We start from the raw sequence: 12,067 nt of genomic DNA, 5'->3' as shown, positions 1-12,067 counted from the left end.
CTACGGCTGTTCGCGGGGGCGCGCACCAGGCGGAGCGCGTCCCCGCGGTTCCGTGAACCCGTCCACCGTCTCCGCAGAGAGCAGCCCCCCGCCATGCTTCAGTTCATCCTCCGGCGCTCGGTCGGTGCCGTCGTCACCTTGTTCCTGATCGGCGCCGCAACCTTCTTCCTCTTCGTCGCCGCGCCGTCCGACTACGCCTCCCTGGCCTGTGGCAAGGACTGCTCGCCCGAGCGACTGGAGGACATCCGGCAGGCCCTCGGCCTCAACCAGCCGCTTGCCACGCAGTTCTGGGAGTTCATGTCCGGCATCGTGGCCGGCCGTGACTTCCCGCAGGGTGACTGCCCCGCCCCGTGCCTGGGCCGGTCGTTCTTCTACAACGACAACGTCACCGCCATCATCATGGACCGCCTCCCGCTGACCCTGTCCCTGACGGCCGGCGCCCTGGTCGTCTTCCTCGTCGTCGGAATCGGCGCGGGCATGGTGGCCGCCTACCGGCGCGGCACGATGATCGACAAGGCCGCCACCGGCGCGTCCATGGTGCTCAGCTCGTTCCAGATCTACTTCCTCGGCCCGATCGTGCTGCTGATCTTCGTGTACAGCACCGGCTGGGTGGAGAACCCGAAGTACGTCCCGTTCACCGACGACCCGTTCGGCTGGCTCGCCGGTCTGTGGATCCCCATGGCCGTCATGGCGACGATCTTCACCGGCCAGTACACCCGTATGGCGCGCTCCTCGATGATCGAGCAGCTCCAGGAGGAGCACGTGCGCACCGCCCGGGCCAAGGGCATGGGCAAGAAGTACGTGTTCTTCCGCTACGCCTGGCGCGGTTCGCTCATCCCGATCGTGACCATCCTCGGCATCGACCTCAGCTCGCTGCTCGGCGGCGGTGTCGTCACGGAACTCACCTTTGACCTTCAGGGGATCGGCCGCCTCGCCGTGGATGGAGCGGTCACGAAGGACCTCCCGCTGACGATGGGCGTCATGCTGGTAGGAGCCTTCTTCATCCTGCTCCTCAACATCCTCGTCGACATCGCGTACGCCTGGATCGACCCGCGCGTCCGACTCTCCTAAGGAAGAACGAACCACCGTGACCACACTGACCAAAACCGAGGACGTCCCGGCCCCGACCGGGCCCGAGAGCTTCCTCTCGGTCCGTGACCTGCGGGTGCAGTTCTCCACCGAGGACGGCATCGTCAAGGCGGTCGACGGCCTTTCCTTCGATGTCGAACGCGGCAAGACCCTGGGCATCGTCGGCGAGTCGGGCTCCGGCAAGTCCGTCACCAACCTGACCGTCCTGGGCCTGCACAACCCCCGGACCACCACCATCGACGGCGAGATCGTCCTGGACGGCCAGGAGCTCGTCACCGCCAAGGAGAAGGAGCTGGAGAAGCTCCGCGGCAACAAGATGGCGATGATCTTCCAGGACCCGCTGACGGCGCTGTCGCCGTACTACACGGTGGGACGGCAGCTCTCCGAGCCGTACATGAAGCACATGGGGGCCTCCAGGAAGGAGGCCAAGGACCGGGCGATCCAGATGCTGGAGAAGGTCGGCATTCCGCAGCCCAAGGTGCGCTTCGACGACTACCCGCACCAGTTCTCCGGCGGTATGCGTCAGCGCGCGATGATCGCCATGGCCCTGATGTGCGACCCCGAACTGCTGATCGCCGACGAGCCGACCACCGCGCTCGACGTGACCGTGCAGGCGCAGATCCTCGATCTGCTGAAGGACCTGCAGCAGGAGTTCGGCTCCGCGATCGTCTTCATCACCCACGACCTCGGCGTCATCGCCAACATGGCCGACGACCTGCTGGTGATGTACGCGGGCCGGGCCGTCGAGCGCGGCTCCGTCAAGGAAGTGCTGCGCACCCCGAGGCACCCCTACACCTGGGGCCTGCTCAGCTCCATGCCGCGCCTGGACGGCGACATCGAGCAGGAACTGAATCCGATCCCGGGCAGCCCGCCGTCGCTGCTGAACCCGCCGACCGGATGCCCCTTCCACCCGCGCTGCGCCTTCCGTGACAAGGTGCCCGGCAATCTGTGCAGCGAATCCCGGCCGCCCCTGGGCGAGGGCCGCGCCTCCGCCTGCCACCTCTCGGTGGAGCAGAAGCAGACCATCTTCATCGACGAGATCCAGCCCCGGCTGCGCTAGGGAGAACCGAGATCATGAGCGAGAACCTCACCCTCCCCGCACAGCAGGGCTCCACCACCTCCTCGGAGCCGCTCCTGGAGGTCAAGGGCCTGACCAAGCACTTCCCCATCTACGGAGGCTTCCCGATCAAACGCAGGGTCGGCGCCGTTCAGGCCGTCGACGGCGTCGATCTGAGCGTCGGCGTGGGCGAGAGCCTGGGCCTGGTCGGCGAGTCGGGCTGTGGCAAGTCCACCACCGGGCGCCTGATCACCCGGCTCCTGGAGCCGACCGCGGGCCGGATCACGTACGCCGGTCAGGACATCACGCGTGCCAAGCGCAAGCAGCTGGCGCCGGTGCGGTCCGAGATCCAGATGATCTTCCAGGACCCGTACTCGTCGCTGAACCCGCGGCAGACCGTCGGCTCCATCATCAAGTCCCCGATGGAGGTCAACGGGATCAAACCCGAGGGCGGCCGGGAGAAGCGCGTCCAGGAGCTGCTGGAGCTGGTCGGCCTCAACCCCGAGCACTACAACCGCTTCCCGCACGAGTTCTCCGGCGGTCAGCGTCAGCGCATCGGTGTCGCCCGGGCGCTCGCGCTGAACCCCAAGCTGATCGTGGCCGACGAGCCGGTCTCGGCGCTGGACGTGTCCATCCAGGCGCAGGTGGTGAACCTGCTCCAGAAGGTCCAGGACGAGCTGGGTATCGCCTTCGTCTTCATCGCCCACGACCTCGCGATCGTGCGGCACTTCTCGCAGCGCGTGGCCGTCATGTATCTCGGCAAGGTGGTCGAGGTCGGCGACCGGGACTCCATCTACAACCGGCCCCGGCACCCCTACACCCACGCTCTGCTCTCCGCGGTGCCCGAGGTGCAGGTGGACGACGAGGTCGAGCAGCGGGAGCGGATCCGGCTCTACGGTGACGTCCCCTCGCCGATCTTCCCGCCGTCCGGCTGCCGGTTCCGCACCCGCTGCTGGAAGGCGCAGGACAAGTGCGCCACGGAGGAGCCCCCGCTCGTCCAGATCTCCGGCAACCGCGGCGGTCACCTGACGGCGTGCCACTTCCCGGAGGAGCCGACCACCGTGGCCCGCGACGAGGACGTCGTCATGGACCCGGCGCTCATCGCTCTCGAGGCCGACCAGAACTGACTCCGCTCCCCCTCTTCCGGGCCTGTCCCCCGGAGCAGGTCGCACCCCGGCCGGGTGCGACCTGCTCCGGGGGCAGGCCCGTCGCGTTTGTAGCCCATAGGGCTGCAAGAGTGTGCGTTGTGTGGCATATCGGCAGATATTTGCCGGTAGTAGCCCAGCGTCCAGGCGCTGCAAACACAGGCAAGCACAGCGCAGTCATGAGGAGGACTCCATGCGTGGAGCCACGCACGCCACATGGGCCGCATGCGCGGCGGCGGTAGCCCTCGCGGCGACGGCCTGCGGAGGCGGGGGCGGCGACAGCGGTGGGGACACCGGCGCGGTGCTGAGCTCCTCCTGGGGCGACCCGCAGAACCCGCTGGAGCCCGCCAACACCAATGAGGTGCAGGGCGGCAAGGTCCTCGACATGATCTTCCGCGGCCTCAAGCGGTACGACCCGGAGACCGGCGAGGCGACGGACATGCTCGCCGAGAAGATCGAGACGACCGACTCGCAGAACTTCACCGTCACCATCAAGGACTGGAGCTTCAGCAACGGCGAGAAGGTCACCGCCAAGTCCTTCGTGGACGCCTGGAACTACGGCGCCAGCCTGAAGAACAACCAGAAGAACGCCTACTTCTTCAGCTACATCGAGGGCTACGACAAGACCCACCCCGAGGACGGCGGCAAGCAGAGCGCCGACACCCTCTCCGGGCTGAAGGTCGTCGACGACAAGACCTTCACCGTCAAGCTCAGCCAGAAGTTCTCCACGTTCCCCGAGACCCTCGGCTACCCGGCCTTCGCCCCGCTGCCGCAGGCGTTCTTCGACGACCGCGACGCCTGGCTGAGCAAGCCCGTCGGCAACGGCCCGTACACCGTCGACTCCTACGCCAAGGGCTCCCAGATGTCCCTGCGCACCTGGGACGCCTACCCCGGCGAGGACAAGGCGCAGAACGGCGGCGTCGACCTGAAGGTCTACACCGACAACAACACCGCCTACACCGACCTGATGGCCGGCAACCTCGACCTGGTCGACGACGTCCCCGCCGCCCAGCTCAAGAACGTCCAGGCCGACCTCGGCGACCGCTACCTCAACACCCCCGCCGGCATCATCCAGACGCTCGCCTTCCCCTACTACGACGACAAGTGGAACAAGGCCGGCATGGAGAAGGTCCGCACGGGCCTGTCCCGGGCCATCGACCGCGACCAGATCACCGAGACCATCTTCCAGAAGACCCGCACCCCGGCCACCGACTGGACCTCCCCGGTGCTCGGCGAGGACGGCGGCTTCAAGGAAGGGCTCTGCGGGGACGCCTGCGAGTACGACCCCGACGCGGCCAAGCAGCTCATCGAGGAGGGCGGCGGGCTCCCCGGCGGCCAGGTCAAGATCACGTACAACGCGGACACCGGCTCGCACAAGGACTGGGTGGACGCCGTCTGCAACTCCATCAACAACGCGCTCGACAACGAACGCGCCTGCGTCGGCAACCCGGTCGGCACCTTCGCCGACTTCCGCAGCCAGATCACCGACCTGAAGATGAGCGGCCCGTTCCGCGCGGGCTGGCAGATGGACTACCCGCTCATCCAGAACTTCCTCCAGCCGCTCTACTACACGAACGCCTCCTCCAACGACGGCAAGTGGTCCAACAAGGAGTTCGACGACCTCGTCGACCGGGCCAACGCCGAGACCGACACCGCCAAGGCGGTCGGCCTCTTCCAGGACGCCGAGGAGGTCGTACGGGACAACATGGCCGCCATCCCGCTCTGGTACCAGAACGGCAGCGCGGGCTACTCGGAGCGGCTGTCCGACGTGAAGCTCAACCCGTTCAGCGTCCCCGTCTACGACGAGATCAAGGTCGGCTGAGCGCCCATGGGACGGTACGTCGTCCGGCGTCTGCTCCAGATGATCCCCGTCTTCGTCGGGGCGACCCTGCTGATCTTCCTCATGGTGAACGTGATGGGCGACCCCATCGCGGGACTCTGCGGCGACCGGCAGTGCGATCCGGCGACGGCCGCCCAGCTGAAGAAGGAGTTCGGCCTCGACAAGCCGGTCTGGCAGCAATACCTGACGTACATGGGGAACGTCTTCACCGGCGACTTCGGCACCGCGTTCAACGGGCAGGAGGTCACCGAGCTGATGGCGACGGCGTTCCCGGTGACCATCCGGCTGACGATCGTCGCGATCCTCTTCGAGATCGTCATCGGCATCACGCTCGGCGTCATCACCGGGCTGCGCCGCGGCCGGCCCGTCGACACCGGGGTCCTGCTGGTCACGCTCGTGGTGATCTCCGTGCCGACCTTCGTCACCGGTCTGCTGCTGCAGCTGCTGCTCGGCGTGGAGTGGGGCTGGATCAGGCCCTCCGTGTCCACCGACGCCACCTTCGGCGAGCTGATCGTGCCGGGCCTGGTCCTCGCCTCGGTCTCCCTCGCCTATGTCACCCGGCTGACCCGGACCTCCATCGCGGAGAACAAACGCTCCGACTACGTCCGTACGGCCGTCGCCAAGGGCCTGCCCCGGCGCCGGGTGATCACCAGGCATCTGCTGCGCAACTCGCTGATCCCGGTGGTCACCTTCATCGGCACCGACATCGGCGCGCTGATGGGCGGCGCGATCGTCACCGAGCGGATCTTCAACATCCACGGCGTGGGCTACCAGCTCTACCAGGGCATCCTGCGGCAGAACACCCAGACGGTGGTCGGCTTCGTGACCGTCCTCGTCCTGGTCTTCCTGGTCGCCAATCTGCTCGTCGACCTGCTCTACGCCGTACTCGATCCGAGGATCCGCTATGCCTGAACCCCGCGAACCCGAGGGTGCCATCGCCTCGACCGGCATGGGCGGCGCCATGGATCTGGCGACGTCGGAGGGGGAGAGCCTGGAGAAGACGCCGGGCGGCCCGGCCGGCGCGGGCCCGCAGGACAGGCCCCGTTCGCTGTGGTCCGACGCCTGGCGCGACCTGCGGCGCAACCCGGTCTTCCTCATCGCCGGGCTGGTCATCCTCTTCCTGGTCTTCGTCTCCCTGTGGCCGGGTGCCATCACCTGGACGAGCCCCCTCAAGTGCGACCTCGCCAAGGCCCAGCAGGGGTCCCAGTCCGGACATCCCTTCGGCTTCAACGGCCAGGGCTGCGACGTGTACACCCGTACGGTCTACGGCGCCCGTACGTCCGTCACGGTCGGCGTCTGCGCCACGCTCGGGGTGGCGATCCTCGGCAGCGTGCTCGGCGGGCTCGCGGGGTTCTTCGGCGGGACGTGGGACTCGGTGCTCTCCCGGATCACGGACGTCTTCTTCGCGATCCCCGTCGTGCTCGGCGGGCTCGTGCTGCTGTCGGTGGTCACCAGCAACAGCATCTGGCCGGTCATCGGGTTCATGGTGCTGCTGGGGTGGCCGCAGATCTCCCGTATCGCCCGCGGCTCGGTCATCACCGTCAAACAGAACGACTACGTGCAGGCCGCCCGTGCGCTCGGCGCCACCAACTCCCGCATGCTGCTGCGGCACATCACGCCCAACGCGGTCGCCCCGGTGATCGTCGTGGCGACCATCGCGCTCGGCACGTACATCGCCCTGGAGGCGACCCTGTCCTACCTCGGCGTCGGCCTGAAACCGCCGAGCGTCTCCTGGGGCATCGACATCTCGGCCGCCTCCCCCTACATCCGCAACGCCCCGCACGCCCTGCTCTGGCCCTCGGGCGCCCTGGCGATCACCGTCCTGGCCTTCATCATGCTCGGCGACGCAGTCCGCGACGCCCTCGACCCCAAGCTGAGGTGACGCCGCCCATGCGCCCCGCTCCGACAGACGCACTGCGCGCCCCCGTCGGCCGAGAGCCGAGACCGGGCGGCACGCCCCGCGCACCAGCCGCCCCCGGCATCCGGCCAGGCCCCCAACCGGCAGGCACGCTGCGCGAGGCCGTCACCCGGAGGCCGAGTCCCGGTCTCACGCCCGGCCGCGGCGTCCACCCCTGCCCCGCTGTGCGGCCCCGGTGCCCGGCCACTGCGCGCCCCTGTCGAGCGAGAGCCGAGTCCTGGCCTCACGCCCGGCCGCGGCGTCCACCCCTGCCCCGCTGTGCGGCCCCGGTGCCCGGCCACTGCGCGCCCCTGTCGAGCGAGAGCCGAGTTCCGGCCTCACGCCCGGCCGCGGCGTCCACCCCTGCCCCGCTGTGCGGCCCCGGTGCCCGGCCACTGCGCGCCCCCGTCGACCGAGAGCCGAGTCCCGGCCTCACGCCCCGCGCAACCCCCGCCCCTGGCCCGCCGTTCGGCCCCTGCCCCCGGCCAGGTCCCGTACCGGCAGGTGCGTTTCATGACGCCCTTTACCGGAGGCCGTGGCCCGGGATCGCGCCTCGGAACATGCACGACGCACCCCACGCGTCGGCCGCCCCCGGCCCCCGGCCAGGTGCCGTGGCGGTCCGTGTCGTCCCCGATGCCCTGCAACGCGAAGCCGAGGTGAGACGTGCTGCTCGAAGTGCGTGATCTGCACGTGGAGTTCCGGACCCGGGACGGGGTCGCCAAGGCGGTCAACGGCGTCACCTACGGAGTGGACGCGGGCGAGACCCTCGCCGTGCTCGGGGAGTCGGGTTCCGGCAAGTCGGTCACCGCGCAGACCGTCATGGGCATCCTCGACACGCCGCCGGGGCGGATCACCGCGGGCGAGGTCCTCTTCCAGGGCAGGGACCTGCTGAAGCTGAAGGAGGAGGAGCGCCGGAAGATCCGGGGCGCCGAGATGGCGATGATCTTCCAGGACGCGCTGTCGTCCCTGAACCCCGTGCTCAGCGTCGGCGACCAGCTCGGCGAGATGTTCGTCGTGCACCGGGGCATGTCGAAGAAGGACGCGCGGGCCAAGGCCGTGGAGCTGATGGACCGGGTCCGCATCCCCGCCGCCCGGGAACGGGTCAAGCAGTACCCCCACCAGTTCTCCGGCGGTATGCGCCAGCGCATCATGATCGCCATGGCGCTGGCCCTGGAGCCCGCCCTGATCATCGCCGACGAGCCGACCACCGCCCTGGACGTCACGGTCCAGGCCCAGGTCATGGAACTGCTCGCGGAGCTGCAGCGCGAGTACAACATGGGCCTGATCCTCATCACCCACGACCTCGGCGTGGTCGCGGACGTCGCCGACCGGATCGCCGTGATGTACGCGGGCCGCATCGTGGAGTCGGCCCCCGTCCACGACATCTACAAGGCACCGGCCCACCCCTACACCCGGGGCCTGCTCGACTCCATCCCGCGCCTGGACCAGAAGGGCCAGGAGCTCTACGCCATCAAGGGACTGCCGCCGAACCTCATGCACATCCCGCCCGGCTGCGCCTTCCACCCGCGCTGCCCCATGGCCCAGGACGTGTGCCGCACCGACGAACCGCCGCTGTACGAGGTGACCACCTCGGACGAGGACCGGGGCAGCGCCTGCCACTTCTGGCGGGAGTGCCTCCATGGCTGAACCGCTCCTCCAGGTCCGCGGCCTGGTCAAGCACTACCCGCTGACCACGGGCATCCTCTTCAGGAAGCAGGTCGGCGCGGTGAAGGCCGTGGACGGCGTGGACTTCGAGCTGGACCAGGGCGAAACCCTCGGCATCGTCGGGGAGTCCGGCTGCGGCAAGTCGACGGTCGCCAAGCTGCTGGTCAACCTGGAACGGCCGACGGCGGGTTCGATCCGGTACAAGGGCGAGGACATCACCAAGCTCTCCGGCAGGGCCCTCAGAACCGTCCGCCGCAACATCCAGATGGTCTTCCAGGACCCCTACACCTCCCTCAACCCCCGGATGACGGTCGGCGACATCATCGGCGAGCCCTACGACATCCACCCCGAGGTGGCCCCGAAGGGCGACCGGCGCCGCAAGGTGCAGGACCTGCTGGACGTCGTCGGCCTCAACCCCGAGTACATCAACCGCTATCCGCACCAGTTCTCCGGCGGCCAGCGCCAGCGCATCGGCATCGCCCGCGGTCTCGCGCTGCGCCCCGAGGTCATCGTCGCCGACGAACCGGTCTCCGCCCTGGACGTCTCGGTCCAGGCCCAGGTCATCAACCTGATGGACCGCCTGCAGAACGAGTTCGACCTCTCCTACGTCTTCATCGCCCACGACCTGTCGATCGTCCGGCACATCTCCGACCGGGTCGGCGTCATGTACCTCGGCCGCATCGTGGAGACCGGCAAGGACACCGAGATCTACGACCATCCGACGCACCCCTACACCCAGGCACTCCTGTCCGCCGTCCCCGTCCCCGACCCCGAGGCCCGGGAACACCGCGACCGGATCATCCTGACCGGCGACGTCCCGTCCCCGACGAACATCCCCTCCGGCTGCCGCTTCCGCACCCGCTGCTGGAAGGCCCAGGAACGCTGCGCCCAGGAGGTCCCCCTCCTCGCGGTCCCCTCCCACCTCAGTCTCCTGGAGGGCCCCGCCGCACACGACTCGGCCTGCCACTTCGCGGAGGAGAAGCACGTCGTACCGTCGCAGGAGGCGGGGTAACACAGCGGCAACTCCCCTGACCCGGTTCCGATATACGGACGCGTCAGGCTGGACAGCGTACGGCCGTGCGGGTGCCGTAAACGGACCGGGGCACGCCATGTCGCCCCGGTCCGTTGCCGTTCCTACAGCCCCAGCGAGCGCTTCAGGAAGTCCACCTGGAGCAGCAGCAGATTCTCCGCGACCTGTTCCTGGGGCGTCATGTGCGTCACGCCCGACAGGGGCAGGACCTCGTGCGGGCGGCCCGCCGAGAGCAGGGCCGAGGACAGCCTCAGGGCGTGCGCGAACACCACGTTGTCGTCGGCCGTGCCGTGCACGATCATCAGCGGGCGGTGGCCATCGGCCGGGGCGGACAGGCCCTCGTCCGTCACCAGGGAACTCTTCGCGTACGACTCCGGATGCGCGGCCGGGCCGCCCAGGTACCGCTCGGTGTAGTGGGTGTCGTACAGCCGCCAGTCCGTGACCGGCGCGCCCGCGATGCCGGCGTGGAAGACGTCCGGGCGGCGCAGCACCGCGAGCCCCGCCAGCCAGCCGCCGAAGGACCAGCCGCGGATCGCCACCCGGGACAGATCGAGCGGGTGCGTTGTCGCGAGGTCCTGGAGGGCATCGATCTGGTCGTCGAGGGCAACCGTCAGATCGTGGTGGATCGCCTTCTCCCACGCGGGCGAGCGACCCGGCGTGCCCCGGCCGTCGGCCACGACCACGGCGAACCCCTGGTCGGCGAACCACTGCGAGGTGAGCAGCGCGTTGTGCGCGGCGACCACCCGTGGGCCGTGCGGACCGCCGTAGGGGTCCAGCAGCACCGGCAGGGAGGCGTCACCGCGGTAGTCCGTTGGCATAAGCAGGGCGCACGGGACACGGCGTGCGCCCCCTTGGATGAACGTCACGCGCGGGGACAGACCGGGATCTTCCGCGTGCGAGGGGATGACCGCCACCGGCTTCCCGTCCCGGCAGACCCGCACCCGCGACCCCGGCCGGTCCGGCGACGCGGACACCCATACGGTCACGCCCCCGGCGCGCACCGCCGAGTGCACCCCGGGCTCCTGCGACAGGCGCTCCACCCCGAGTTCGTTCACCCGATAGACATGTACCTCACCGATCTCCGGATCCGCCGCGGCCTCCCCGGCGGACGCCGAGACCAGCACGTCGTCGTCCGAGACGTCCAGCACCGCGCGGATGTGCAACTGCGCTCCCGTCAACGGGCGTTCACCCACCGCGAGGACCCGCGCGCCACCCTCGTCGATGATCCGCACCAGCTGCCCGGAAGGGGTCCAGCACGGCACCCCGGGGAAAAGTTCCAGCCAAGTTGGATCTTCGTCCGCGTGCACCATCCGGGTCACCCCCGACTCCGGGTCCACGGCCAGGAACAGCTGGCTGCGCTGGTCGCGCGCCTGGACGAGCAGCAGCGGAGCACCCGCCGCTGACCAGTGCACATGCGCCAGATACGGATAGCGGGCCCGGTCCCACAACACCTCCGTGCGCCCCCCGTCGAGGCCGATCACGAACAGCCGTACGTCCGCGTTGGCGGTCCCCGCCGCCGGGTACGCCACCTTCTGCGGCGCACGTTCCGGATGGGCCGGATCGGCGATCCACCACCGGCTCACCGGCGTGTCGTCCACCCGTGCCACCAGCAGCCGGTCGGAGTCCGGACCCCACCAGAAGCCCCGCGAACGCCCCATCTCCTCGGCCGCGATGAACTCCGCCAGACCGTAGGAGACCTGCTCCGGCTCCTCCTCGGCCAGCGTCCGGTCCCCCTCGCCCTCGGCGCCGACCACGTGCAGGGCGCCCCGGGCGACGTAGGCGACATGGCGGCCGTCGGGGGAGGGGCGCGGGTCGATCACCGGTCCGCGGACGGGGAGTTCGCGTGCCGTCCCGGCCCGCAGCTCGGCCACGAAAAGGCGGCCTGACAAGGCGAAAGACGCCAGCTCCAGGGCCGCGTCGGTGGCGTACCCGACGATGCCGGCGCCCCCCTCGCGGCTGCGTTCGCGCCGGGCGCGCTCCTGCGGGGAGAGGCGTTCCGCCGTACCGCCGAGGAGGGCGCGCGGGTCCGCCGCCACGCGCTCCCCGCCGTCCCGGCAGTCGAGCACCCACAGCGCGTTCGCCCGGTCCGTACCGGAGGAGGAGCGCAGGAAGGCGACCCGGGAGCCGTCGGGCGCCACGGTGAACGCGCGCGGCGCGCCGAGCGTGAACCGCTGGGTGCGGGCGTGCCGTCGGGGAAAGGAGTCGGACCTCGTCGTCATGGACCGACCATATTGGCCATGCGCCCCCTTGTGCGGCCGTGCGCCATCCGATGCGCGCGTACGGATAGTTATGATCACTAGCGCATAGTGGGTATGAACCCGCTGGCTGCTAGATGGATTTATCT

9 protein-coding genes are annotated in these 12,067 nt (G+C 69.4%); 8 read left to right on the top strand and 1 reads right to left on the bottom strand.

Annotated features, from left to right (window positions below):
- Positions 1-93: 93 nt before the first annotated feature.
- From ACWD1Z_RS01415 to ACWD1Z_RS01380, 8 genes are all read left to right on the top strand, one after another.
- Positions 94-1,071 (top strand): ABC transporter permease, encoded by a 978-nt coding sequence (locus tag ACWD1Z_RS01415; RefSeq protein ID WP_389415106.1) that lies wholly within the window; start codon positions 94-96, stop codon positions 1,069-1,071.
- A 16-nt stretch (positions 1,072-1,087) separates the two neighbouring features.
- Entirely contained in the window at positions 1,088-2,149 is a 1,062-nt protein-coding gene (locus tag ACWD1Z_RS01410) for an ABC transporter ATP-binding protein (RefSeq protein WP_451114557.1), read from the top strand.
- A 14-nt stretch (positions 2,150-2,163) separates the two neighbouring features.
- Positions 2,164-3,273 carry an ABC transporter ATP-binding protein gene (locus tag ACWD1Z_RS01405; protein ID WP_451114555.1) on the top strand — a complete coding sequence of 370 codons (1,110 nt, stop codon included), beginning with the start codon at positions 2,164-2,166 and terminating at the stop codon, positions 3,271-3,273.
- A gap of 211 nt (positions 3,274-3,484) precedes the next feature.
- The gene (locus ACWD1Z_RS01400; RefSeq protein ID WP_451114554.1) at positions 3,485-5,113 is read left to right on the top strand and encodes a peptide ABC transporter substrate-binding protein; all 1,629 of its coding nucleotides are present in this window, start codon (positions 3,485-3,487) and stop codon (positions 5,111-5,113) included.
- A 6-nt stretch (positions 5,114-5,119) separates the two neighbouring features.
- Positions 5,120-6,043 carry an ABC transporter permease gene (locus tag ACWD1Z_RS01395; RefSeq protein ID WP_451114552.1) on the top strand — a complete coding sequence of 308 codons (924 nt, stop codon included), beginning with the start codon at positions 5,120-5,122 and terminating at the stop codon, positions 6,041-6,043.
- Positions 6,036-7,013: an ABC transporter permease gene (locus ACWD1Z_RS01390; protein ID WP_451114551.1), complete on the top strand. Its 978-nt coding sequence runs from the start codon at positions 6,036-6,038 to the stop codon at positions 7,011-7,013. The genes ACWD1Z_RS01395 and ACWD1Z_RS01390 overlap by 8 nt, the downstream gene beginning before the upstream one ends.
- Before the next feature lie 678 nt (positions 7,014-7,691).
- Entirely contained in the window at positions 7,692-8,675 is a 984-nt protein-coding gene (locus tag ACWD1Z_RS01385; protein ID WP_451114549.1) for an ABC transporter ATP-binding protein, read from the top strand.
- Positions 8,668-9,705: an ABC transporter ATP-binding protein gene (locus ACWD1Z_RS01380; protein ID WP_451114547.1), complete on the top strand. Its 1,038-nt coding sequence runs from the start codon at positions 8,668-8,670 to the stop codon at positions 9,703-9,705. The genes ACWD1Z_RS01385 and ACWD1Z_RS01380 overlap by 8 nt, the downstream gene beginning before the upstream one ends.
- Positions 9,706-9,827: 122 nt before the next feature.
- On the opposite strand, the gene ACWD1Z_RS01375 is transcribed toward ACWD1Z_RS01380, so the two are convergent.
- The gene (locus ACWD1Z_RS01375) at positions 9,828-11,942 is read right to left on the bottom strand and encodes a prolyl oligopeptidase family serine peptidase (protein WP_451114545.1); all 2,115 of its coding nucleotides are present in this window, start codon (positions 11,940-11,942) and stop codon (positions 9,828-9,830) included.
- Between the last annotated feature and the right edge of the window lie 125 nt (positions 11,943-12,067).

Source organism: Streptomyces sp. NPDC002784, assembly GCF_053592135.1.
Note: the sequence above shows the minus strand (reverse complement) of the source record. Positions and strands in the feature narration are given on the sequence as shown.

What these genes read in the sequence shown, in the direction of transcription:
- ACWD1Z_RS01415 (WP_389415106.1), top strand. Translation starts at nt 94, where the DNA reads ATGCTTCAGTTCATCCTCCGGCGCTCGGTCGGTGCCGTCGTCACCTTG.
- ACWD1Z_RS01405 (WP_451114555.1), top strand. Translation starts at nt 2,164, where the DNA reads ATGAGCGAGAACCTCACCCTCCCCGCACAGCAGGGCTCCACCACCTCC.
- ACWD1Z_RS01400 (WP_451114554.1), top strand. Translation starts at nt 3,485, where the DNA reads ATGCGTGGAGCCACGCACGCCACATGGGCCGCATGCGCGGCGGCGGTA.
- ACWD1Z_RS01395 (WP_451114552.1), top strand. Translation starts at nt 5,120, where the DNA reads ATGGGACGGTACGTCGTCCGGCGTCTGCTCCAGATGATCCCCGTCTTC.
- ACWD1Z_RS01390 (WP_451114551.1), top strand. Translation starts at nt 6,036, where the DNA reads ATGCCTGAACCCCGCGAACCCGAGGGTGCCATCGCCTCGACCGGCATG.
- ACWD1Z_RS01380 (WP_451114547.1), top strand. Translation starts at nt 8,668, where the DNA reads ATGGCTGAACCGCTCCTCCAGGTCCGCGGCCTGGTCAAGCACTACCCG.
- ACWD1Z_RS01375 (WP_451114545.1), bottom strand. Translation starts at nt 11,942, where the DNA reads ATGACGACGAGGTCCGACTCCTTTCCCCGACGGCACGCCCGCACCCAG.